This window comes from Bradyrhizobium sp. 27S5 (genome assembly GCF_037217225.1).
GTDB classification, from domain to species: Bacteria; Pseudomonadota; Alphaproteobacteria; order Rhizobiales; family Xanthobacteraceae; genus Bradyrhizobium; species Bradyrhizobium septentrionale.
On record NZ_CP147714.1, the window covers coordinates 8,849,374 to 8,873,011 of the forward strand.

Consider the following 23,638-nt stretch of genomic DNA (forward strand, 5'->3'; position numbering starts at 1 on the left):
AGCCGCCAGCCGATGCACAGCGTCATCCACACCAGATCGCACAGCATTCTCGTTCTCTACGACCCGAATGCCCTGGCCACCGAATTCGTCCGTCAGCACCTGATGGCGATCCAGCGCCATTCGAGGCATGACGTGGCCTATGCCGCCGCGACGTTCGATTGCAAGGCCGACTTTCCACTCGAATTGTTCGATGCGCTTGTCATTCATTTCTCGGTGCGCATGCCGTTCGAAACGATGTCGCCCTCGTTCGTGGAGCTTGTGTCCAGGTTCAGCGGACCCAAGGTGCTGCTGATCCAGGACGAATACGACATGCCGCGGAAGGCATGCGCCTTGATCAGGAAGCTCGGCGTCGACACGATCTTCACGACCGTGCCCAAGCCGTTTGTCGAAAAGTTCTATCCGTCCGCCGAACTCCCGAACGTGAAGTTCAGATCCTGCCTGACGGGCTATGTTCCCGACGAACTGCCGTTCGAGTTGGCCACGCCGCTGGCGGAACGACGCCTCTGGCTCGCTTACCGTGGAAGAAAGCTGCCGATCTGGTACGGGCAATTGGGATTCGAAAAATCCACCATCGCGCAGCGGATGAAGGCTGAATGCGCCGCTCGCAATGTCCCTCACGACATCGAATGGGAGGAAGACAAACGAGTTAACGGCTCCGCCTGGTTCGCCTTCATGACGGATACGAGAGCCATGCTCGGGACCGAGAGTGGCGCCAATATCATGGACGCGTGGGGTGATATTCGCAGCAGTGTTGAGGCCACGGCAAGGGCGCATCCCGACCTCAGCGACGATGAGATCTACGCGCGCGTCGTGGCTCCGCACGAGAACAACGTCAGCATGGGCCAAATGAGCCCAAAATTCTTCGAAGCGATTGCACTGAAGACCGGGCTGATATTGTTCGAAGGTTCCTACTCCAATGTGATCCGACCCGACGAACACTACATTCCGCTCCGAAAGGACTACAGGAATCTGGATGACGTGCTGAAGCGGCTCGCCGACGTACCCAGCCTGCAAAAAATGGTCGATCGCGCCTATCACGACGTCATTCTAGGCGGCGCGTATGGCTACCACCGATTTGTCAGCGACATCGACGAGGCGATCGAGCAAGCCAGCACGCTTGGTCCACCGCGCGAGCGGCGGCCGACATTCGCGCTGGTGCGTATCGATGCGCAACAACAGAGCTGGTCGGCACTGACGCCGCACCTGCCTCTTACCGCACCAATTGAGCTGCGGTCGCCACAGCCGCATCCGCTCATCTCGGGCAAGGCCCGCGACCTCTGGCTGAGGCTGCCGGAACGGGTGAGAACGCCCTTGGCCAGCTTGTTCGGGCCCCCGGCAAGGCGCATCAGGGCGCTCATCGGCAGTGATAGCCATTGAGTGCGCGCGCGACGCGACAGACGTCAGTGCCCGTGCGTCGGCTCGTCGTGGATCGCTTCGCACACGACAGGCGCGGATGAAGCTGAGCGCGTCCGGGAGTGTGCGCGGTTACAAGAACCCCGGATTTCGCTTCGCTGCATCCGGGCTACGAAGGTCGGTTTAAACTACAGCAATCCGCGGCTTTCGCTTGCCGCGAGTTCGTCCATCAGCGCCTTGTCCTGATAGCGCGCGAGCGAGAGGCTGCGGGCGAAGGCCGGCACGGGCGCACCGACCACCGCGCGGGCACAGAGATCGCCAGTGGCACACGCGCCCATCGTGCCGTAGCCGGACAGCGCGGTGGCAAGGAACACGCCTGATGTCTTCGCCGCCCCGATCAGCGGCCAGTTCTCCTTCGTCATCGGATAGTAGCCGCCATAATGCACGCGGTCGCGCGGCAGCGCGCCGAGATAGCGCGCGAGCCGTGGCTGCAGCCGGCTCGCGGCGCGCAACACCACCTCGGGGAAATAGGGATTCAGCTCCGGCTCGCGGACCGGCTCCGTGGTCTGCTCGGCATTGAAGGCCCAACCGAGCTTGATCCACTCGCCATGATCGCCGCCATCAGGCCGGCAATGGATGCTGCCCGGCATTGGCTGCAGCAGGCGCGAAAATTCCGGCGCCGCGGACAGCGCCTCGCGCTCGTCATCGGACCAGGCCAGGGTCTGGCCGTCGAGATCAATCGCAAACGGCATTTTGCGATCGACCGCCCGGTTGCGGTCGGCGAACGCGATCTTCTGCTGCAGCACGTTGACGATCGGAAGCTGCTCGCCATGCATCGTCGCCACATGCGCGGCAAATGGGCCAGCCGCATTGACGATGATGTCGGCCTTGATGGTCTGTCTCGCGCCATCGGCCAGCACATCGACGGCAAAGCGATCGGTCCTCGCAATCCCGACGACTTTTGCCTGCTGGAATTGCGCACCCAGAGGTCGCATGGTCTCCAGCATGTACTGGCCGAGCTGCTGCCCGCTGATATCGCCGGCGCGGCGGATGTGCAGGGCGGTCGCGACCTCCTTGTCGAAGGACGGGTAATGCGCCGCGATCAGATCGCGGCCGAGCAGGACGTCGACACCTTCAGGGGCGGTCTGCCAGTCCGCCGAATGCGGCGGCAGATAGCCGCGGCTTGCGCCCTCATGCAGGCGGATCAGCTTTGCAGCCTGCTCGCCATAGCCGGCGTAGAGTTGCTGCAGCAATTCCTCAGGTCTCTCCTCGCGCGTGACCAGGAGATATCCGCGCCGCGTCATGTGGATGCGGTTGTCGCTGCGGCGCGCGATCTCTTCCATCAGGTCGGTGGAATGGTCCGTGAAATTGGCCATCGTCGGATGTGGCCACCAGTTGCGGTAATTCTCGCCCGACTGCGCCGAAGTCAGCGCCATCGGCTGTCCCTCATCGACGATCAGCAGACGCGCGCGCTTGTGCTGGACGGCGAGGTAATAGGCCGTGGCGATGCCGACGATGCCCGCACCGATCACCAGGATTTCGACGTCATTGGTCTTCACGCGTAGTCTCCCAAAGGCCCGCAGCGCGGCCTGTGACGATTCAAATTGTCCGAGCGATCAGGTGGAGCTAGCCCGGATCGCGTAACGCCTGACGCTGTGCCGATCGCAGCGTCTTCTGCGTTTCCTCGATATGCTCGCGCAGCAGCCGGACCGCCTTCTTGGCCTCGCCGTCGCGGCAGAATTCGAGCAACTTGTAATGCTCGCGTTGCGGACGTTCCTTGCCGGTCGCTTGCGACACCAGCGCCCGCGTGAAGCGGCCGACATGGCCGTAATTCGCCTCGATCATGCTGAGCAGCCGCGGGCGATTGCACGGCGCGTAGAGCGTGGCGTGGAATTTCCAATTGAAGGCGCCCCATTGCGCCGGATCAGGCTCAGCGTCGTAGGCGCGCAGGATTTTCGTCGCTTCCTCGAGATCGATCTCGCCCATGGCGGGGATCGCCAAGCGCAACGCATGACATTCGAGCGCGATCCGGATTTCGAGCAGCTCGATCACCTCGTCGATCGACAGGTCGGAGACGACCGCGCCGCGGTTGGGCAGGAACGTGACAAAGCCCTCGGCCTCGAGCTGGCGCAACGCCTCGCGCACGGGGATGCGGCTGGTCCCGAACCGCGCGGCGAGCTCGTCCTGACGCAGCTGCAATCCGGGCGCGAGCTCGCCCGAGCTGATCGCAGCCCGCAGCGCTTCGCGCACGGCATCCGGCGCGGAACCGTGGGGTCCGGCCGCTCGAGGGCTTGTTGCGGTTGCAGGTTCCATCTGACTGCTCTCTCGCTGGGTGACCTGGGGGAAGATATCCGACTAGGTAACGATTGTATAAAATCACTTTGCCGATTATGCAATGCTGTGTATAAAATCTAATCTTATCATATCCAATTCTGCCGACCACCGAGCATCATCCGATGAACCAGCCTCTCAAGCAGTTGATTTGTATAACCTTTCTTTCGATTGCGACGTCGGCACTGGCCCAATCGCCCGGCGGCACGCTGGCCAAGATCCGCGACGCCGGCGAGATCCGGCTCGGGCACCGCGACGTCTCGGTCCCGTTCTCCTATCTCGACGACAACCAGAAGCCGGTCGGCTTCGCCATGGACCTCTGCGCGCGGATCGTCGACGCGGTGAAGGGCGAGCTCAAGCTGCCCGCGCTGCAGACCAGGCTGCAGCCGATCCAGCTCTCCACCCAGATTCCGCTGATCGAGAACGGCACCATCGACATCGTCTGCGGTCCTGCCACCAACACGCTGGAGCGGCAGAAGGTGGTGGCCTTCAGCACCACGATCTTCGTGTCGAGCATCCGCGCGGTGGTGCAGAAGGACGCGCCGATCAAGAGCTTCGAGGATCTCGCCGGCCGGCCGGTCTCGCTGACCTCAGGCTCGACCTCGATCGGCCTGTTGAGCGCACGCGCCCAGGCCAACAACTTTCAGACCAAGAACATCCTGACGCCGGATCATGCCGCCTCGTTCCTCGCGCTGACCACCGGGCGCACCGATGCCTTCGTGATGGATGACATCCTGCTCGCCAGCCTGATCGCGGGCAGCCCCAACCCGGCGGACTGGCGCATCATCGACGACAGCCTGCGCACCGAGCCCTACGGGCTGATCATCCGCAAGGGCGATCCGGAGTTCAAGGCGCTGGTCGACAAGACGCTGGTCGCCATGATGAAGAGCAACGAATTCCACGAGCTCTACGCAAAATGGTTCACGCGGCCGATCCCGCCGAAGAACGTGAACCTGAATTTCCCGATGACCGCGCCGCTGAAGGACGCGGTCGCCAATCCGAACGACAAGGGCGTGTGAGGGAGCACTCCATCCGGCGGCCGAACAGGGCCCGGCCAGTCTCGCAATGACCCATCCCAAGCCGCGCGAGCACGGCGTTGTTGCGGCAAAGTCGCCGGTTCCCGTCAACCGCATGTTAGGCAGGAACCGAACTCTCAAGAAGAAACCTCGGGCCATTGTAACGTCTGTGAGTTTCGAATAGCGGCTCTTCATTGGGAAACGCCGCCATGTCCGTACCCAATCTCAAAATCCGCGGCCGCACGCTGCTCGCCGCCAAGGTCATCTTCAACTTCGGCCAATCCGCGATCGATTGCGTGGTGCGCCGGATCACCGACGATGGCGCGACCATCGAACTGGAAAGCGGGCTCGGGATTCCCGAGCACTTCCAGCTCTCGATCGCCAGCGAAAGCGCGGTGCTTGCTTGCAGGCGGACCTGGCAATCCGAAAAGCAGATCGGGGTCACCTTCGAACTGCAGCAGGTCGCCGACACCGCCGCGTCGAATGAGAAGGCGTCAGGCGAGCATGGTGGAGATCAGGTCGTGCGCCGCCAGATGCTGGCCCTGCGGGCGGCGCTCGATCAGGTGCCGCTCGGCATCGTTCTGCTCGACCCGAGGCTGAATGCCCGTTTCATCAACCAGGCGTTCCGGCGGATGTGGGCGTTGTCCGACGCGGTCGCCGACCGGCATCCATCCTTTGCGGAGCTGATCTTCCACGGGCGCGATACCGGCGCCTATGACATTCCGGCAGACCGGATCGAAGCCTATGTCGCCGAGCGCATCGAGCGCGTCGCGCGGAACGAGAGTTTTCAGCTCGATCTGCGTCGCAGCAAGGGCGACGTCATCCGCATGCAATGCACGCCGCTGCCCGACGGCGGCCGGATGCTGAGTTACATGGAGGTCACCGATATCGTCCGTCAGTCGGATGAGCTGAAGGCACTGCGCGACGCGCTGGAAGCCGTGCAGGACGGCGTGCTGCTGCTCGACAGCGAGCTCAGGGCGACATTCATGAATCAAAAAGTACGGCTATTCTGGGAGATCGACGAACAGGAGGCGGCGACACGTCCGACCTATGCCTCGTTGATCACCCGCGCGCGGCGGGCGGTCGATCCGCATGCATCGCCGAAGGAGCTCATGGGCTTTGCGAGCAAACGGATCGCCGAGGTCAAGGCAGGCGATCATGTCCGCGAGCTGCAGACCCCCGACGGCCGCCGCCTCCGGGCGCATTGCACCACCATGGCCGGTGGCGGCCGCATGATCACCTATTACGACGTCACCGATCTGATCCGGAATGCGGAGCAGCTCGAGCGGCTCGCGACCACCGATCCGCTGACCGGTCTCTTCAACCGGCGGCACTTCCTATTCACGCTGGATGCCGAGTGGAGCCGCTTCCAGCGCTACCACCGCGCGATGTCGGTTCTGATGGTGGACATCGATCACTTCAAGAACGTCAACGACCGCTATGGCCACGCCATCGGCGACGAGGCGATCAAGGCCATGGTTGGCGCCTGCCTGCACGGCAAGCGGAAATCCGACATTGTCGGCCGGGTCGGCGGCGAGGAGTTCGCCATCGTGCTGCCGGAGACGAATCTGTCGCGCGCCAGGATCGTTGCGGAGCGCGTCCGCAAGCGCATTGCCTCCCAGACGCTGCGCGTGCGTGATGCACCGTTCCAGATCACGGCGAGCATCGGGATCGCCGAAGCCTCGCTCAGCATGGCCGGCACGGACGCCCTGATGAGCGCCGCCGACCAGGCGCTGTATCAGGCGAAGGCGCAGGGGCGGAATTGCTGCGTATGCTGGACACCGCCGTCGCCGACGCCGCTGGCTGCGGAGTAGCATCGCGGCCAGAGATCGTCGGCGAGGGCCGCGATCACGTCGAAGTTCCGTCGCCCGGCAATCGCCGCTTGCCAGATGCTACCGCGCCTGTTTCAAAAGACTTACCGCAACGCGAAGCGAACTCGGACAACCCAGATCGCCGCTCCGCTGACCAGCGCGCCAAACATGACGTAGTAGCTTGGCGAAAGCGGGTCACCGCTTATCGAACTGAGGCCCGTCAGCACGAAGGGCGTAGATCCGCCAAAGATGGCCACGCCGAGATTGTAGCTGAGCGCAAGACCGCTCGTACGCATCCTGGCCGGAAAGATCTCGGCCATCAGCGCGGGCAATGGCGCAAAATAGAGCGCAATGACGAGGCCCAGCAGACCTTGCACGGTCACCAACGTGCCGAGCGTCGGAGACTGCTTCACCACGGCGAAGGCCGGGTAGGCCAAGACGAGCGCCGCAACGGTTCCGATCGTCATGGTCGCAGTACGGCCGATAAAGTCGGACAACGCGCCAATGACCGGGGAGAGAAGGAAGATCACGAGGCCGGTGACCACCGTGCCAACAAAGGCAGTCGCCGGCTCCATCTGGAATTGCTTCGTTGCATAGGTGGGCATGAAGACCGCCATCCAGATTGTGATCGTGGCCAGCACGATCAGCCCGGACGCGACCAGAACCCGCATCTTTTCCGACCGAAACATCTCGAGAGCCGGCTGCTTGGCTTCCGTCGGCTCAGAGAATTCAGAGGACTCGATCACGGCCCGGCGAATGTAAATCCCTATCGGGCCAAGCGCGGCGCCGAACAGGAAAGGCACACGCCAACCCCAGGTTTCGAACTGGTCGGGTGAAAGACCCCACGTAAGCAGCGCGCCGAATGCGGATGCCAGCCCGAGCGCAAAACCTTGCGTGGCTGTTTGCCAGCTTGCGACGTAACCTCTTCGACGGGGATCGTGTTCGGCGAGGAGCGCAGTCGCGCTGCCAAACTCACCCCCGGCCGAGAAGCCCTGCAACACCCGGCCTGCCACAACCGCTATTGGCGCAAGCACTCCTGCAGAGGCGTAGCTTGGCGCCAAAGCGACGATGAGCATGCCCGCGGTCATCAATAGAAGCGAAAGGCTCATCACCTCCCTTCTACCGATCTTGTCGCCCAGATTACCGAGATAGACCGCGCCAAGCGGCCTCACGAAAAACGTGACACCGAACGTACCCAGAAAGAGCAGAAGCGACGAGGTGTCATTGGTCGCCGGAAAGAACAGCTTTGCGATCGTCCCAGCCATCGTGCCGTAGATAATCAGATCAAAGCACTCGAACATGTTGCCGAGCGATGCGGCAACGATGGTCTTACCGGCCTGCTCTTGCACGCGCGGTAGTTCAGCCGTCATTTCTGCCATGCTTGTCCCCATCCGATATGCCGCATACCGCCTGCGGTGCGCAGGCTTTCAGGCCCAACTGCCCTGCAATAGGGGGTAATCGGCCGCAGCCGATTACCCAGCCCAATTTTCAATGCCGGTGTTTTCCGGAGCGCTTCGGGCTTCCGAAAACTATGCGCCAAATGCCCGCATCGGTTTGCGTTCGGACGCTTCGGGACCGTCAACGTTGACGACGGTCTCGCCCTTCCCGAGGCGAACGAATACGTAGCGAACGTCGTCTCCTCCTTCGAGGATCTGACAGCGATGGATCGCGCGGCGCGGAAAGTAGGCGTAATCGCCCTTGCCCATCTCGAAGGACCGGGCACCATTTTCGCCGAAGTCGACACGGATCCGGCCGGAGAGCATGTACATCACGCTGTCGAACTGTTCGTGGTGATGCCATTGGCTGGGCTGGTCGAGAGCTGTCACGTGACACTCCCCGACCCACAGGTCACCAACCTCAAGGGCTTTCTTGCGGTTCTGACCCGGGGTCAATGGACCATCAACCAGCTTGTCTGCGGTGATATATCCGATCTCTTGAAAAAGGCCTGTGCTCACGGTTGTTTCCTTGCGACGTTGGCGACGATGCACATCTTGAAAGATGCCGCAGTTAGCCTAGGCTGTTCGGATGCAGATAAACTGCCAATTCCTGTCGCCAACGCGACAAGCGGAGATCCTTCCCTTCGAGACCGCGCCGCGGCCGATCGTAGGATTCGCTTGCGATTATCCCTCGGGCCTGGCGACCGGATTTCACACGCATCCACGCGCGCAATTGCTCTACGCGACGTCGGGCGTCATGCGCGTGGAGACGCCGGAGTCCAACTATGTCGTGCCGCCGACGACAGCGCTGCTTGTGCCGGCGAATGCGCAGCATGCCATCAGCATGGACGGCCCCGTCACGATGCGCGCGCTGTTTCTGCGGGAAGACGCGGCCACCCGCGTAGGCTGGAAATCAAAAGTCATCGCGGTGTCCGGATTGCTCCGCGAAGTTATCGTGGCTGCCTGTGCTGAACCGGTCGAGTGGTCGCTGGATGGCAGAGGCCAACATCTCGCGGAGCTCGCGCTTGACGAGATCGCCAAAGCGACACCGTTGCCGCTCGGCTTGCCTCTTCCAAGAGATCCGCGCTTGCGCCGCGTGATCTCTGCGCTTCGTTCGCATCCTCACGACGCGAGGAGCCTGGAAGAATGGAGCGAGGTCGCCAATGCGTCCAGTCGAACCCTCGCTCGAGTGTTTCGCGCCGAAACCGGGCTAAGCTTCCGCCAATGGCGTCAGCAGGCGCGATTGACCGAGGCATTGAGCGCGCTGACGTTGGGCGTCCATCCTGCAAAGGCCGCTGCAATCGCCGGCTTCAACAGCGCGCCTGCTTTCGGGGCTGCATTCCGCGAGTTGTTCGGGATAACGCCAGGGCAAGCACGATCGCTTCGTTCTGGCCCAACCCGATAGAAGCTGGAGGGCAGGCCAGAACAATGTTCCAGCCTGCTCCACAATCGGCAGCCGCCCCCTGACGGCGACACCAGCCGACTGGTGTCACAACGCGATCGACTCGTTCGGCATGCGATGTCGCGGATCAGACCCCCGCCATCATCACGTATTTGATCTCGACATATTCATCCATGCCGTGGCGCGAGCCTTCGCGGCCGAGGCCGCTTTCCTTGACGCCGCCGAACGGCGCGACCTCGGTCGTGATCAGGCCGGAGTTGACGCCGACCATGCCCGACTCCAGCGCTTCGGCGACGCGCCAGACGCGGCCGATGTCGCGCGAATAGAAGTAGGAAGCGAGGCCGAACGGCGAGGCGTTGCACATTGCGATCACATCGGCTTCCTCCTTGAAGCGGATCACCGGTGCGAGTGGACCGAAGGTTTCCTCCTGCGCAACAAGCGCGTCGGGCCGCACATCCGACAGCACGGTCGGCTCGAAGAAGCTGCGGCCGAGCGACGAGCGCTTGCCGCCGGTCACGATCTTGGCGCCGCCCTTCACGGCATCGGCAATATGGCGCTCGACCTTTTCGATCGCCTTCATGTTGATCAGCGGGCCCTGGGTTACGCCTTGCTCGGTGCCGTCACCGATCTTCATCTCCGCGACCTTCTTCGACAGCTTCGCGACGAACTGATCGTAGATCTTGTCCTGGGCATAGATGCGATTGGCGCAGACGCAGGTCTGACCCATGTTGCGATACTTCGAGACGATGGCGCCTTCGACGGCGGCATCGATATCGGCATCGTCGAACACCACGAAGGGCGCGTTGCCGCCGAGCTCGAGGCCGAGCTTCTTCACGCCGACCGACGCCTGCCGGTACAGGATCTTGCCGACGTTGGTCGAACCGGTGAAGCCGACGAAGCGCACCGCCGGATGTTCGCACAGCACCTTGCCGATCGGCGGCGCATCACCGGTGACGATGTTGAGCACACCCTTGGGCACGCCGGCCTTCTCGGCCAACACAGCGAGCGCGAGCGCCGACAGCGGCGTCTCGTTGGCGGGCTTCAGCACCACCGTGCAGCCCGCGGCCAGCGCCGGCGAGACTTTCCGCGTGATCATCGAGTTCGGGAAATTCCACGGCGTGATGGCGCCGCAGACGCCGATCGGCTGCCGGATCGCCAGCAAACGGGCATCGGGACGCTGGGTCGGAATGGTCTCGCCATAGACGCGGCGGGCTTCCTCCGCGAAGAATTCGACATAGGCGGCGCCGATATCGACTTCGCCGAGCGCTTCCGCCAGCGGCTTGCCCTGCTCGGAGGTCAGGATCAGCGCGAGGTCCTCGCGGTTGGCGATGATCAGGTCGAACCATTTGCGCAAAATGTTGGAGCGCTGCTTGGCGGTCAGCTTGGCCCAGGCCGGGAATGCGCGCTCGGCGGCCTCGACGGCGCGGGTCGCGTCATCGGCGCTGAGCTGCGGGATCTTGATCAGTTCGACGCCGGTTGCCGGATTGTTGACGGCAAATTCTGGCGTGCCGACCCAGGCGCCGTCGATGTAGCAGCGGTCGCGCAGCAGCGACGGATCTTTCAGGCGGTCCTGGAGGGAGGCTGCGGATTGCGTGGCGCGTGCGGCAACGGGCGGGGTCATGGCGTTACTCCTCGAATTTCCTTGGATTTACTCGAATTTCCCGGGATTTTCTCTTGGGCGTATTCGCGGCCTATATAGGCCGGAACGCGCCGCGATGCACCGGCGGCGGGCGCGACCCTGCGTCGAGGAATAGGGAGAGCTGGCGCGGAGTTTACGCGGCGTTGCGCGCGGTCAGAGCGCGCCGCCGGACATATAGGTTTCGCGGCGGCCGATCATGCGCTCGGCGGCGGCCTTGGCATTCGCCTTGGTCGACGTCGCGCAAGTCCGGTACTCGAGGTCGGCCTGCGCCCGCGCATCGCGGCGGCCGAACCAGGATTTGGCGCCGGTCTGCAGCAGCGCCAGCGCCTGTGCGACATTATCGACTGCCTCGAACGAGTGCAGTGCACCGGTACCTGCGTAGCGGACTTCGTAAAGACCCGGGCTGATCGGCGCCTCGATATTCTCGCCGCGGCCCGGCCGCGGGTAGCGCTTCCATTCACTCCATGTCGAAATCATTTGTTGCGTCCCCGCAAGGCGGGAAATGACGAATCTTTTCGTCAAATCCATCCCAATCCGCCGCACCGTTTGTGCAACGATCTGAATGCGTTATTGCAAAAAATCACGTACGAAAATCAATTTGCCGATCACGTTACCGTGGCCCGCCCCAGAGGTCACCCGGACTTGCGCGGAGTCCACCACAAAATCTGCGCGCGTGGTGAACATCCGTTAGCGTTTTCGAGCGAAGTGGACACCGGTTCGCGTGAAGAAAACGCGTCAAAACAAAAATCTAGAGCCCCGTTCCGATGCAATCGGAACGGAAAAGGCTCAAGGCAAGGCCGCCCGTCGCGGCTCCCGCCTTCACGACATCGCGACATCATCGCATCGCCCCCGCCTTGCGGGAGCGGAAAAGCCGGAGGATGATCCGCCCACTTCAAAACAATAAACCCCACCGGAGGAAGCCCCCAATGCAAAGCAAGGCTCAGATCGATCAGGTATTGCGTCAGAAGAGCGAGGCAAAGGAGATTCCCGGCGTCGTCGCAATCGCGGCCACCGGCAAGGACGTGATCTACCAGGGCGCGTTCGGCAACCGCGACCTCTCCAAGAGCGATCCGATGACGGCGGACAGCGTGTTCTGGATCGCCTCGATGACCAAGGCCGTGACCTGCGCGGGCGCGATGCAACTGGTCGAGCAGGGCAAACTCTCGCTCGATGAGCCGATCGGCAAGCTGCTGCCCGATCTCGCCGCACCACAGGTGCTGGAAGGCTTCGACACCAAGGGCGAGCCAAAGCTGCGGCCGGCGAAAACGCCGATCACGCTGCGCCAGCTCATGACCCACACCGCCGGCTTTTGCTACGACCTGTGGAACGCCGACATGGGCAAATACATGGAAAAGACCGGCACGCCCGGGATCATCTCGTGCCTCAATGCCGCGCTGAAGACGCCGCTCGCCAACGAGCCCGGCACACGCTGGGAATACGGCATCAATATCGACTTCGTCGGCAAGGCGGTGGAGGCGGCGAGCGGCAAGAAGCTCGATGCGTATTTGCGCGACCACATGTTCGCGCCGCTCGGCATGAGCGACACCGGCTTCAAGATATCCGACGACATGCGCAAGCGGCTGGTCGGCATGCATGCGCGCGGCGAGGACGGCGCGCTCGCGGCAATCCCGTTCGAGCTCGAGCAGAATCCTGAATTCCACATGGGTGGCGGCGGCCTCTATTCGACCGCGGCCGACTACATCAAGTTCTGCCAGATGATCCTCAACAAGGGCAAAGGCAACGGCAACCAGCTGCTGAAGGCCGAGACCGTCGCGGCCATGGGGCAGAACCAGATGGGCGACATCAATGTCGTCAAGATGACGACGGCGGCGCCGCCCTACACCAACGACGTCGACCTCTATCCCGATCAGGTGAAGAAGTGGGGGCTGAGCTTCCTGATCAACACCGCCAAGACGCCGGAAGGCCGCAGCCCCGGCAGCCTCGCCTGGGCGGGCCTTGCCAACACCTATTACTGGATCGATCCGTCGCGCGACGTCTGCGGCGTGATCCTGACCCAGCTGTTGCCGTTCGCCGACAAGCACAGCCTGGAAGCCTTCGCAGGCTTCGAGAAGGGCATCTATACCGGGCTCGACGCCGGCAGCGGGCAGCGAGCGGCCTGAGATTTCCGTCGCCGAACGACGGAGCCCATCGCTCCACAAACTCGTCATGCCCGGGCTTGTCCCGGCCATGACGAGCCTGGAACAACGGCCCTGCAGGAAGGGGTTTTTCACACCCGCCATAGGTCGGGCCTGTCCTGTCGGAGCCAAACGACTAAGATCGCGCAAAAAGCGCGGCGACACGAGCACGACCACGAGGAGGACGATCTTGGCACCCGGGATCCTGGCACCCAAAATCTTGGCACCCAAGGCAGACAGCTATGTCTGCGGCATTTCCGATACGCCGCTGCTCGGTGAAACCATCGGCCGCAGCCTCGACCGCGCACGGGCGCGCTGGGGCGACCGCGAGGCGCTGGTCTCGCCCAGCCACAATGTGCGCTGGACCTGGAACGAATTCGCCTGTCACGTCGAGGCGCTGGCGGCAGGCTTCCTTGCGCTCGGGCTGACACGCGGCGAGCGGATCGGCATCTGGTCGTTGAACCGGCCGGAATGGACGCTGACGCAATTCGCCGCCGCGAAAGCCGGACTGATCCTCGTCACCATCAATCCGGCCTATCGGCTCAGCGAGCTCGAATTCGCGCTCGGCAAGGTCGGCTGTGCCGCGATCGTGACCGCGACCGCGTTCAAGACCTCGGCCTATATGGAGATGCTGAACACGCTGCTGCCCGAGCTTGCAAGCGCGCAGCCTGGCCATTTGCGATCGGCGCGGCTGCCGCAATTGCGCGCCGTGATCCAGATCGGCGGGCCGGCGGCACCAGGCACCATTCCATTCGAGCAAGTGTCGCAGATGGGCGGCGAGCGCCATCGCGAGCAGCTTGCCGCGCTCGGCGACAGCCTGCAGTTCGACGATCCGGTCAATATCCAGTTCACCAGCGGCACCACCGGCTCGCCGAAGGGCGTGACGCTGACCCATCACAACATCCTCAACAACGGCTATTTCACCGGCCGCGCCATGCGCCTGACCGAGCAGGACCGCATCTGCATTCCGGTGCCGCTCTATCACTGCTTCGGCATGGTGATGGGCAATCTCGCCTCGGTCACGCTCGGCACCACCATGGTCTACCCCGGCGAAGGTTTTGATCCGCTGGCGACGCTTGCGACGGTCGCGCAGGAGAAATGCACCACGCTGTACGGCGTGCCGACCATGTTCATCGCCGAGCTCGACCATCCGGACTTCGCGCGCTTCGATCTGTCGTCGCTGCGCACCGGCATCATGGCCGGCGCGCCCTGCCCGATCGAGGTGATGAAGCGCGTCAACACCGAGATGAACATGCGCGAGGTGACGATCGCCTACGGCATGACCGAAACCAGCCCGGTGAGTTTCCAGAGCGCGACCGACGATCCCCTGGAGCGCCGCGTCTCCACCGTCGGCCGCATCCATCCGCATGTCGAGGTCAAGGTCGTCGACCTCGACGGCAAGGTGGTGCCGCGCGGCGGACGCGGCGAGCTCTGCACCCGCGGCTACAGCATCATGCTCGGCTATTGGGACGAGAAGGAGAAGACCTCAGACGTGCTCGACGCCAATGGCTGGATGCACACCGGCGACCTCGCCGTGATCGACGACGAGGGCTATTGCAACATCGTCGGCCGCATCAAGGACATGGTTATCAGAGGCGGCGAGAACCTCTATCCGCGCGAGATCGAGGAATTCCTCTACCGTCACCCGAAGATCCAGGACGTGCAGATTTTCGGCGTCGCCGACCAGCGCTACGGCGAGGAATTGTGTGCCTGGGTCAGGGTCCGCCAAGGCGAGACGCTGACTGCCGACGAAGTCCGCGCCTTCTGCCAGGGCCAGATCGCCCACAACAAGATTCCGCGCTATGTCGAGTTCGTCGAGGAATTCCCGATGACGGTGACCGGCAAGATCCAGAAATTCGTGATGCGCGATGCGGTGGAGCAGCGGCTGGGGCTGAAGGCGGCGAAGACGGCGTGATGTCTCTTCTCCCTCGCCCCGCTCTTGCGGGGAGAGGGTTGGGGTGAGGGGCCGCCTCCGCAAATTCGTAGGCAATGAGTACGCGGAAGCCCCCCTCACCCGGAACGCATCATGCGATGCGTTCCGGCCTCTCCCCGCAAGCGGGGCGAGGCAAGAAAAGATCGGCGCTTAAACCAGCAGCCCGTTCCCCTTCGCCAGATCCTTCAGCGACACCAGCGGCCGCGCGCCGATGTGCTGGATCACTTCGGCCGCCGCGAGCGCGCCGAGACGGCCGGCGTTCTCATGGCCGACATTGCGCACGAGACCGACCAGGAAGCCGGCGGCGAACAGGTCGCCGGCGCCGGTGGTGTCGACGAGTCTGTCGATCGGATAGGCCGGCGCTGACACGACGCCATCCTTCGAGACGACCACGCAGCCCTTCTCGCTGCGGGTCACGACACCGAGCTTGGTGTCCTTGCCGAGCTGCTTCAGCGCGGTGTCGAAATCCGAGGTCTGGTACAGCGAGTGCAGTTCGGACTCGTTGGAGAACACCAGGTCGACAATGCCCTTGCGCATCAGGTCGAGGAATTCGTCGCGGTACCGATCGACGCAGAACGAATCCGACAGCGTCAGCGCGACCTGACGGCCGGCGCCGTGCGCGATCGTCGCCGCCTTCACGAAGGCGTCCTTGGCGTTCTTCGGATCCCAGAGATAGCCTTCGAGATAGATGATGCCGGCGGCTGCGATCTGCGCCGGATCGATATCGTCGGGCGTCAGGTCCTGCGCGGCGCCGAGATAGGTGTTCATGGTGCGCTCGCCGTCCGGCGTCACCAGGATGTAGCAGCAGCCGGTGGCCGGGCCGGTCTTGGCCGGCGTGGTGTCGAAAGTGACGCCGGCGGCGCGGATATCGTGGACATAGAGCCGGCCGATCTGATCGTCCTTGACCTTGCCGACATAGGCGGCGCGGGCGCCGAGATTGCCGACGCCGACGATGGTGTTGGCAGCCGAGCCGCCCGACATCTCGGTCGCCACGCCCATATCGCCGTAGATCGCGGTGGCGCGCGCTTCGTCGATCAGCTGCATCGAGCCCTTGGTCATGCCGTGACGGGCAAGGAATGCCTCGTCGGTCTGCACCAGCACGTCGAAGATCGCGTTGCCGATCCCGAGAACGTCATATTTTGCGTCAGCCATAGACCTGCCCTGTGTTAACGCCACCCAACAAGAGCCGCGACCTATCACGTTACGCCTCGGGGCAGCAAGCAGGGCTCGATGTTCCGTCATCCTGAGGTGCGAGCCTCTTCGGCGAGCCTCGAAGGATGAATCGGCCAGAGTGGGGCCGTGCATCCTTCGAGGCTCGCTACTCTCGCACCTCAGGATGACGGGGTTGGTAGAGTGCCGCTGGCAGCAGGGCCCGCGACTGATATAGATGCGCGATGTTCCGCTCCTTCCTCACCGTCTCCTCGGGAACGCTGGCGTCACGGCTGCTCGGCTTCGTGCGCGATTCCGTGATCGCGGCACTGCTTGGCGCGGGTCCGGTGGCGGATGCGTTCCTGGCGGCGTTTCAGCTGGTCAATGTGGTGCGGCGGCTGTTGTCCGAGGGTGGGCTGAATGCTGCGCTGGTGCCGGCCTGGCTCAAGGTTCGCGATAGCGATGGTGACGCGATGGCGCGCGCCTTTGCCGGCCGCGTGCTCGGCACGATCAGCGCCGCTGTGATCGCGGCCGCGCTGGTGATCGGCGTCGTGATGCCGCTGGTGATCGCGGCGATCGCGCCCGGATTTGTCGGCCGCGACACGCTGCAATTGGCCGTCGACGCCGCCAGGCTGATGCTGCCCTATCTCGCCTTCGCCGGCCCGGTCACCGTGATGATGGCGCTGCTCAACGCGCAGGGGCGCTTTGCGCTGACCGCGTTCTCGCCGCTGTTGTTCAACATCGCGCTGATTTCAGTGATGGCCGTGCTGCTGGTGCGGCAACAGGAGCCGGTGCAGGCCGCGCTGGTGATGGCGGCAACCATCGGCGTTGCCGGCTTGCTGCAGCTCTCGATGCTGGCGCTGCGCGGCGCAAAACTCGCCTCGCCGCTCCGCATCTCCTTCGATCCCGACATGCGCGGCTTTCTCGGCCGCGCGATCCCCGGCATGGTCGCGAGCAGCGCGCCGCAATGGCTCATGGTGGCCGGCGCTGTGATCGCATCGACCTCGCCGTCGGCGGTGTCCTGGCTCTATTTCGCCAACCGCCTGCTCGAGCTGCCGCTCGGCATTGTCGGCGTCGCCATGGGCAGCGTGCTGATCCCGGAGATGACGCGCGCCGTGCGCAGCGGCGAACCCATCGCGATCGCGCATGCCGAATCGCGCGCGCTGGAGCTTGCGGCCGGGCTGGCGCTGCCGGCGACGCTCGGCCTGATGGTGCTGAGCGGCCCGATCGTGCGGATGCTGTTCGAGCATGGCGCGTTCACCGCAGCGGATACCGCGGCCACCGCGCAGGCCCTGGTCTGGCTGACGCTCGCGCTGCCGGCGCATGTGCTGGTGAAGGCGCTGTCGCCAGCGTTCTTTGCGCGCGAGGACACGCTGACGCCGCTGTTTGCGACGCTGAAGGCCATTGTGGTCGCGATCGCGGCCGCCTTCCTGTTCGGCCATATCTTCGGGGCGAGCGGAATTGCCGCGGGCATTGCGCTCGGCGCCTGGAGCAATGCGCTGGCGCTGACCCGCAAGGGCGCCGCGAGCTTCGGCTTCTCGATCGACGCCGACGCGCGCCGCCGGCTGCCGCGCATCCTGGGCGCGGCGCTTGCGATGGGCGTGCTGCTGTGGCTCACGGCGGGTGCCCTGCCGACGGGCAGCCACGGTTTGGTGCAGGCCGCCTCCCTCCTCGCCCTGATCGCAGCCGGTATTGCCGGCTACGGGCTGTTCTTGCAGCTTTTCGGCGTCACCGGCTGGCGCGAGGCGGTTAACGCCGTCAGGCAAAGGCGCCCCGCCTGACTTGCGCGGACGGTGCTTAAATGGCAAACGACGCCGCCAGAGCCTTTTTCCGTTCCGATGGAATCGGAACGGGGCTCTGGACTCTAGTTTGACGCGTTTTCTTCACGCGAACCGGTGCCCACTTCGCTCGAAAACGCTTCTGAAGCCGACCATTTCCGGGAATCGAGACCATGGCGTTCGTTGAACGGGTTTTCTCAGGCGTCCAGCCGACGGGCAATCTGCACCTCGGCAACTATCTCGGCGCCATCGTCAACTTCGTGAAGATGCAGCAGACCCATAACTGCATCTATTGCGTCGTCGACATGCATGCGATCACGCAGGGCGTTGAGGTCTGGGGCGGCCCGGCCGAGCTCGCGCGCAACACCCGCGAAGTGACCGCGGCCTTCATCGCCTCCGGCATCGATGCCAGGAAGCACATCGTGTTCAACCAGAGCCAGATCGCCGGCCATGCCGAGCTGACCTGGATCTTCAACTGCGTCGCCCGGATCGGCTGGCTGAACCGCATGACGCAGTTCAAGGAGAAGGCCGGCAAGGACCGCGAGAACGCCTCCATCGGCCTCTACGATTATCCGGTGCTGATGGCCGCCGACATCCTGCTGTACCGCGCGACCCATGTGCCGGTCGGCGAAGACCAGAAGCAGCATCTGGAGCTGTCGCGGGATATCGCGCAGAAATTCAACAACGACTTCGCGGATTCGATCCGCGGCCACGGCTTTGCCGACGGCCTGCTCTTCCCGCAGCCCGAGCCGCTGATCACGGGGCCAGCGACCCGGGTGATGAGCCTGCGCGACGGCACCAAGAAGATGTCGAAATCGGACGCCTCGGACAATTCGCGCATCAACCTCACCGACGACGCCGATACCATCGCGCAGAAGATCCGCAAGGCGAAGACCGATCCGGAGCCGCTGCCGTCGGAGGAGAAGGGCCTGGAGCCGCGGCCCGAGGCCGACAATCTGGTCGGCATCTACGCCGCGCTCGCCGGCATCTCCAAGCAGGAGGTGCTGACGCAGTTCGGCGGCGGGCAATTCTCCAGCTTCAAGAACGCGCTGGTCGAGGTGTGCGTCGCAAAACTGGCGCCGATCGCCTCCGAGATGAAGAAGCTGGTCGCCGATCCCGGCCATGTCGACGCGGTGCTGGCCGACGGCGCCAACCGCGCCCGCGGCATCGCCGACGAGACCATGCGCATCACCAAGGACATCGTCGGCTTCATCCGTCCGCGCTAGGGAGAGCGTTCAACGAACGCTGTAGGTTCGTGAGGACACCCGATTACGTCAGAGACGGCTGGTGTCTTGAAGATGGCGAGGAATACCATCGCGCGGCTCCGGCAACCTTTCACATCCCGGATCTGGCGCTGCGGCGCCTTCTCCAGCCTGGCGACCTCACCAAGTTGATCTTCAAGATCGCCGTCGAGGGTGACGAACACGGGGCCGTGGAGCGAATGTGGGTGATCGTCCGCGAACGTACCCCGACCGGCTATATCGGGATGCTGGACAACCAGCCCAACTCGATCGCAGAAAACGATCAATTCTGGCTCGGAACCGAGTTGCCGTTCGAGTATCGGCACATCATTGCGGTCGCCCACGCCGATGAGGCCAGTGTCGCACTTGCGAAGGCGCCCGCTCCTATCCCGTGGGATCGCGCAAGCTAGAACGCGCTCCGACGCTGCAACGCCGCTTGTCGGAAACGGCCGCGCCGTGGCACCATGGGCCTTGTTTGAGCATGATCTGGTTCGGAAAACCGCTTCACACTTTTCGCTGACGCGGCCTCCGGCTCCGGATCATGCTCGTGGCCAGCACCGGGACATGCATGACCACCCAGCGACGAAGCTACGAGACAGGTCACAAGCCGAAATGCCTCGTCATCGTTGACGACACGGCGGAATGGGACCGCGCGGTCTATTACGCCAGCCGGTGGGCGATCCGGGTTGGCGGTGGCGTCCTGATGCTGCGGGTGATCGAGACCGAGGACCAGAACCAGCAATGGCTCGGGGTGGCGGACATCATGCGCGCGGAGGCCGAGGAGGCCGCCAACGAGGCGCTCGACCGCGCCGCCGGCCGCGCCGCCGGCCGCGCCAACGGGATCGCCGCGATCACCCCGGAGCGGGTGATTCGCGAGGGCGACCCGACCGAGCAGATCCTCGACGTGATCGACAAGGACGTCGATATCGCGATGCTGGTGCTGGCCGCCAATCCGGGCGCCGAGGGGCCCGGGCCGATCATCACCACCATGGCCAAGACCGTGGGGGCATTCCCGATCCCCGTGACCATCGTGCCCGGCGGCCTGTCTGACGCCGAGATCGACGCCCTGTCCTAGCGTTATCGGCCCCGAAACCGCTCCAGAGCATGGATGCGGGCCTGGAACCGCGGTTTTGCGGCTTGATCGCGGGCTTTTTAATTGCCATCTGGTGGGGGAACCCAACGCGCCGGCCTTGAACCGGCGACGCCGGAGACAGCAAATGTTCATCCAGACCGAAGCCACACCCAATCCCGCCACCCTGAAATTCATTCCGGGCCGCACGGTGCTCGACAGCGGCACCATGGAATTCTCATCGCCGGAATCCGCCGCGCGCTCGCCGCTCGCCGAACGGCTGTTCGCCGTTTCCGGCGTCACCGGCGTGTTCTACGGCGCCGACTTCGTCACCGTCACGAAAGCGGACGGCGACTGGCAGCACCTCAAGCCAGCGATCCTCGGCGCCATCATGGAGCACTACATGTCCGGCGCGCCGCTGCTCGCCGACGGCACCGCTGGAAGCGACGACGCGCGCGACGAGGAAGACGAGTTCTTCGACGAGGCAGACGCCGAGACGGTCGAGCAGATCAAGGACCTGATCGAGACCCGGGTGCGCCCCGCAGTCGCCAATGACGGCGGCGACATCACCTTCCGCGGCTTCAAGGACGGCATCGTCTATCTCAACATGAAGGGCTCCTGCGCCGGCTGCCCGTCATCGACCGCGACCTTGCAACACGGCATCCAGAACCTGCTGCGGCACTTCGTGCCCGACGTGCAGGAAGTCCGGCCGATGTGATGGAGCGGCGAATGGCGCGTGGCGAATGGCAAATAGCGTTCTCCTGTAATTGCCAATTCGCCATTCCCTATTCGCTATTCGCCCTCCCATGATGATTCTCGCCATCGATACCGCGCTCGACGCCTGCTCCGCGGCGGTGCTCGACACCACCTCAGGCAATACCATTGCCATCGAATCCCAGGCGATGCAGCGCGGCCATGCCGAGGCGCTGATGCCGCTGCTCGCTCGGGTGATGAAAGAGAGCGGCATCGGCTTTGCAGGGCTTGACCGCATCGCCGTCACCACCGGCCCCGGCAGTTTCACAGGCCTCCGCGTCGGCCTCTCGGCAGCGCGTGGCCTCGCGCTGTCAGCGGAAAAGCCGACGGTCGGGCTGTCGACGCTCGCGGCCTACGCCGCGCCCGTGGTTGCCGAGAATGGCGAGCACGCGATCCTGTCGGCGATCGATGCGCGGCACGACCACGTCTATTTCCAGCTGGTGGGCGGCGACGGCAGCTTGATGCTCAAGCCAAAGGTTGCGCCGATCGCGGAAGCGCTCGAGGCCGCACAGTTCGGCGCGCTGCATCTTGTCGGCAACGCCGCCAATATCCTTGCCGAGCGCTGGCCTGCGGACGCCACACCGCCGGTCAAGGTCGACAGGCAGCCAGCGCCTGACATTACCTGGGTTGCCTGGGTCGGCGCGGCCGTCGATCCCGACACTGCACCGCCGCGGCCGTTCTATCTGCGCGCACCCGACGCGAAGCCGCCGAAGGATCGCCTCGAAGTCAGCACGCCGCCATCGACATGACCGGCTGGCTGTCACGATGGTGGGGCGGCGGCACGCCCGCGGTCGAGCCCGCATCCCTGCGTGACGCGGCGCGGCTCGCGCAATTGCACGGCGCGTCGTTTCACCGCGGCTGGGGCGAAGGCGAATTCGAAACGATGCTGACCGAGCGCAACACGCTGGTGCACCGGCTGCGGCAGGGACGCAAGGTGATCGGCTTTGCCGTGTCGCGGATGGCGGCGGACGAAGCGGAAATCCTGTCGATTGCGATCGATTCCAATCAGCGCGGGCGCGGCCTGTCGCGCGACCTGCTGCTGACCCATCTCGGCCATCTTGCCGGCCGCGGCATCCGCACCATCTTCCTCGAGGTGGAAGAGAACAATCAGCCGGCGCGGCGGCTCTATGAAAGGGCCGGATTCGGCGTGATCGGCCGCCGCGAACGCTATTACAAGCAGCCCGGCGGGGAACATTTGAACGCGCTTCTGATGCGGCGCGACTTGTCGTAACATCCGCGCGATGGCAGAAAAGGCCCCGCTCTGCCACCCAAGGTTTGAAGAATACGGCCGAAACCCATGACCACGGTGAAAATCCCGCCTGCGCATAAAAATACCGGCATCGAGGCGCGCTGCGCCGCGACCGGTATGCGCATGACCGAACAGCGCCGCGTGATTGCGCGGGTGCTGGCGGAGGCCATGGATCACCCTGATGTCGAGGAGCTGTACCGTCGCTGCGTCGCGGTCGACGACAAGATCTCGATCTCGACGGTCTATCGCACCGTCAAGCTGTTCGAGGACGCCGGCATCATCGAGCGTCACGACTTCCGCGAGGGCCGCGCGCGCTACGAGCAGATGCCCGAGAGCCATCACGACCACCTGATCAACCTGCGCGACGGCAAGGTGATCGAGTTCACCTCCGAGGAAATCGAGAAGCTGCAGGCCGAGATCGCGCGCAAGCTCGGCTACAAGCTGGTCGATCACCGTCTCGAGCTTTATTGCGTCCCGCTCGACGAAGACAGCAAGTCGTAAACCGGGTGGGCTTCGATCTCGTCATCTTCGATTGCGACGGCGTGCTGGTCGACAGCGAGGTGATCTCCTGTCGTGCGCATGCGGAAACGCTGACCCGTCACGGCTTTCCGATCACGCCGGATGGCGTGCTGAAGCGTTTCCTCGGCGTCTCCGACCGCGAGGCGCGGCGGATCGTGGAGAGTGAAATCGGCCGTGCGTTGCCCGACACCTTCGAGGCCGAGGTCAAGCATGCGACACTCAGTCTCTATGCCGACGATCTCAGCGCCATCGCGCATGTCGGCGACGCGATCGCCGCGCTCGATTTGCCGAAATGCGTGGCGTCGAGCGGCACACCGGAAAAGATCCATCACGGCCTGACCTGCGCCGGGCTCTACGACCAGCTCGCGCCGCATATCTTCTCCGCCACGCGGGTCAAACGCGGCAAGCCAGCGCCCGATCTCTTCCTGTTCGCGGCCGCCCAGATGGGCGCGAGCCCTTCGCGCTGCGTCGTGATCGAGGACAGCGTGGCCGGCGTCACCGGCGCCCGCGCCGCCGGGATGACCGTGCTCGGTTTCCACGGCGGCAGCCATTGCACGGCTGATCATGAGGACCTGCTGCGTCAGGCCGGCGCCGCCGTCACATTCGCCGATATGCGCCAATTGCCCGATTTGATCGCTAGAATCGGGGCTGAAGTCCAGATCGCCGGCTGAGCCCACTCCGTCATTCCGGGGCGCGACCGTAGGGAGCGAACCCGGAATCTCGAGATTCCCCGATGCACAATTGTGCATCTGCGGTCTGGTCCTTCGGACCATCCCGGAATGACGGGTTGGACCGCTGGCTTTTCGCCGGTTTAGGCTATATTT

Annotated in this window: 22 protein-coding genes; 15 read left to right on the forward strand and 7 right to left on the reverse strand. The window is 64.0% G+C overall.

What is annotated here, in order from left to right:
* Positions 1-12 precede the first annotated feature (12 nt).
* The gene (locus WDM24_RS41545; protein WP_338829826.1) at positions 13-1,377 is read left to right on the forward strand and encodes a hypothetical protein; all 1,365 of its coding nucleotides are present in this window, start codon (positions 13-15) and stop codon (positions 1,375-1,377) included.
* Positions 1,378-1,541: 164 nt separating this feature from the next.
* Here WDM24_RS41545 and WDM24_RS41550 read toward each other — a convergent pair whose 3' ends face one another.
* Both WDM24_RS41550 and WDM24_RS41555 read right to left on the reverse strand, forming a co-directional pair.
* Positions 1,542-2,912, reverse strand: a complete 1,371-nt coding sequence (locus tag WDM24_RS41550) for an FAD-dependent oxidoreductase (protein WP_338829827.1) — start codon at positions 2,910-2,912, stop codon at positions 1,542-1,544.
* Between the two features lie 67 nt (positions 2,913-2,979).
* Positions 2,980-3,603 (reverse strand): GntR family transcriptional regulator, encoded by a 624-nt coding sequence (locus WDM24_RS41555; protein WP_338829828.1) that lies wholly within the window; start codon positions 3,601-3,603, stop codon positions 2,980-2,982.
* A 206-nt stretch (positions 3,604-3,809) separates the two neighbouring features.
* On the opposite strand from WDM24_RS41555, the gene WDM24_RS41560 reads away from it, so the two are divergent.
* On the forward strand, positions 3,810-4,703 hold the full coding sequence (locus WDM24_RS41560) for an amino acid ABC transporter substrate-binding protein (RefSeq protein ID WP_338829829.1): 894 nt from the start codon (positions 3,810-3,812) through the stop codon (positions 4,701-4,703).
* Between the two features lie 206 nt (positions 4,704-4,909).
* Positions 4,910-6,514, forward strand: coding sequence for a diguanylate cyclase (locus WDM24_RS41565; RefSeq protein WP_338829830.1), 1,605 nt, complete (start codon positions 4,910-4,912; stop codon positions 6,512-6,514).
* Between the two features lie 101 nt (positions 6,515-6,615).
* Here the strand turns inward: WDM24_RS41565 and WDM24_RS41570 are convergent, their stop codons facing one another.
* Together WDM24_RS41570 and WDM24_RS41575 are read right to left on the reverse strand one after the other, a co-directional pair.
* Entirely contained in the window at positions 6,616-7,890 is a 1,275-nt protein-coding gene (locus tag WDM24_RS41570; protein ID WP_338829831.1) for an MFS transporter, read from the reverse strand.
* A 150-nt stretch (positions 7,891-8,040) separates the two neighbouring features.
* On the reverse strand, positions 8,041-8,466 hold the full coding sequence (locus WDM24_RS41575) for a cupin domain-containing protein (protein ID WP_166299962.1): 426 nt from the start codon (positions 8,464-8,466) through the stop codon (positions 8,041-8,043).
* A gap of 70 nt (positions 8,467-8,536) precedes the next feature.
* Here WDM24_RS41575 and WDM24_RS41580 point away from each other — a divergent pair, with 70 nt between their 5' ends.
* On the forward strand, positions 8,537-9,352 hold the full coding sequence (locus tag WDM24_RS41580; RefSeq protein WP_338829832.1) for a helix-turn-helix transcriptional regulator: 816 nt from the start codon (positions 8,537-8,539) through the stop codon (positions 9,350-9,352).
* Positions 9,353-9,476: 124 nt separating this feature from the next.
* Here the strand turns inward: WDM24_RS41580 and WDM24_RS41585 are convergent, their stop codons facing one another.
* Together WDM24_RS41585 and WDM24_RS41590 are read right to left on the reverse strand one after the other, a co-directional pair.
* A complete protein-coding gene (locus WDM24_RS41585) occupies positions 9,477-10,970 on the reverse strand; it encodes an NAD-dependent succinate-semialdehyde dehydrogenase (RefSeq protein WP_338829833.1) in 1,494 nt (497 codons plus the stop codon).
* A gap of 171 nt (positions 10,971-11,141) precedes the next feature.
* A complete protein-coding gene (locus WDM24_RS41590; protein ID WP_338694321.1) occupies positions 11,142-11,465 on the reverse strand; it encodes a hypothetical protein in 324 nt (107 codons plus the stop codon).
* A gap of 449 nt (positions 11,466-11,914) precedes the next feature.
* Here WDM24_RS41590 and WDM24_RS41595 point away from each other — a divergent pair, with 449 nt between their 5' ends.
* Together WDM24_RS41595 and WDM24_RS41600 are read left to right on the forward strand one after the other, a co-directional pair.
* Complete coding sequence (locus WDM24_RS41595) at positions 11,915-13,108, forward strand: serine hydrolase domain-containing protein (protein ID WP_338829834.1); 1,194 nt, start codon at positions 11,915-11,917, stop codon at positions 13,106-13,108.
* A 235-nt stretch (positions 13,109-13,343) separates the two neighbouring features.
* Positions 13,344-15,038, forward strand: coding sequence for an AMP-binding protein (locus WDM24_RS41600; RefSeq protein WP_338832538.1), 1,695 nt, complete (start codon positions 13,344-13,346; stop codon positions 15,036-15,038).
* A 168-nt stretch (positions 15,039-15,206) separates the two neighbouring features.
* On the opposite strand, the gene WDM24_RS41605 is transcribed toward WDM24_RS41600, so the two are convergent.
* Positions 15,207-16,208 carry an adenosine kinase gene (locus tag WDM24_RS41605; protein WP_338829835.1) on the reverse strand — a complete coding sequence of 334 codons (1,002 nt, stop codon included), beginning with the start codon at positions 16,206-16,208 and terminating at the stop codon, positions 15,207-15,209.
* 242 nt (positions 16,209-16,450) lie between these two features.
* Here WDM24_RS41605 and murJ point away from each other — a divergent pair, with 242 nt between their 5' ends.
* The 9 genes from murJ to WDM24_RS41650 all read left to right on the forward strand — a co-directional run bounded on the left by murJ (position 16,451) and on the right by WDM24_RS41650 (position 23,485).
* Positions 16,451-17,986 (forward strand): murein biosynthesis integral membrane protein MurJ, encoded by a 1,536-nt coding sequence (gene murJ / locus WDM24_RS41610; RefSeq protein WP_338829836.1) that lies wholly within the window; start codon positions 16,451-16,453, stop codon positions 17,984-17,986.
* Positions 17,987-18,156: 170 nt separating this feature from the next.
* Positions 18,157-19,209: a tryptophan--tRNA ligase gene (trpS, locus tag WDM24_RS41615; protein ID WP_338829837.1), complete on the forward strand. Its 1,053-nt coding sequence runs from the start codon at positions 18,157-18,159 to the stop codon at positions 19,207-19,209.
* Between the two features lie 29 nt (positions 19,210-19,238).
* Positions 19,239-19,634 (forward strand): hypothetical protein, encoded by a 396-nt coding sequence (locus WDM24_RS41620; RefSeq protein ID WP_338829838.1) that lies wholly within the window; start codon positions 19,239-19,241, stop codon positions 19,632-19,634.
* Positions 19,635-19,792: 158 nt separating this feature from the next.
* Entirely contained in the window at positions 19,793-20,299 is a 507-nt protein-coding gene (locus WDM24_RS41625; RefSeq protein ID WP_338829839.1) for a universal stress protein, read from the forward strand.
* 142 nt (positions 20,300-20,441) lie between these two features.
* Positions 20,442-21,011: a NifU family protein gene (locus WDM24_RS41630; protein WP_092120642.1), complete on the forward strand. Its 570-nt coding sequence runs from the start codon at positions 20,442-20,444 to the stop codon at positions 21,009-21,011.
* A gap of 88 nt (positions 21,012-21,099) precedes the next feature.
* Positions 21,100-21,795, forward strand: a complete 696-nt coding sequence (gene tsaB / locus WDM24_RS41635) for a tRNA (adenosine(37)-N6)-threonylcarbamoyltransferase complex dimerization subunit type 1 TsaB (RefSeq protein ID WP_338829840.1) — start codon at positions 21,100-21,102, stop codon at positions 21,793-21,795.
* Positions 21,792-22,277, forward strand: a complete 486-nt coding sequence (rimI, locus tag WDM24_RS41640) for a ribosomal protein S18-alanine N-acetyltransferase (protein ID WP_029082422.1) — start codon at positions 21,792-21,794, stop codon at positions 22,275-22,277. Before tsaB ends, rimI begins: the two co-directional genes overlap by 4 nt.
* A gap of 66 nt (positions 22,278-22,343) precedes the next feature.
* Positions 22,344-22,796 carry a Fur family transcriptional regulator gene (locus WDM24_RS41645; protein ID WP_029082423.1) on the forward strand — a complete coding sequence of 151 codons (453 nt, stop codon included), beginning with the start codon at positions 22,344-22,346 and terminating at the stop codon, positions 22,794-22,796.
* 5 nt (positions 22,797-22,801) lie between these two features.
* A complete protein-coding gene (locus WDM24_RS41650) occupies positions 22,802-23,485 on the forward strand; it encodes an HAD family hydrolase (RefSeq protein WP_338829841.1) in 684 nt (227 codons plus the stop codon).
* Positions 23,486-23,638 lie beyond the last annotated feature (153 nt).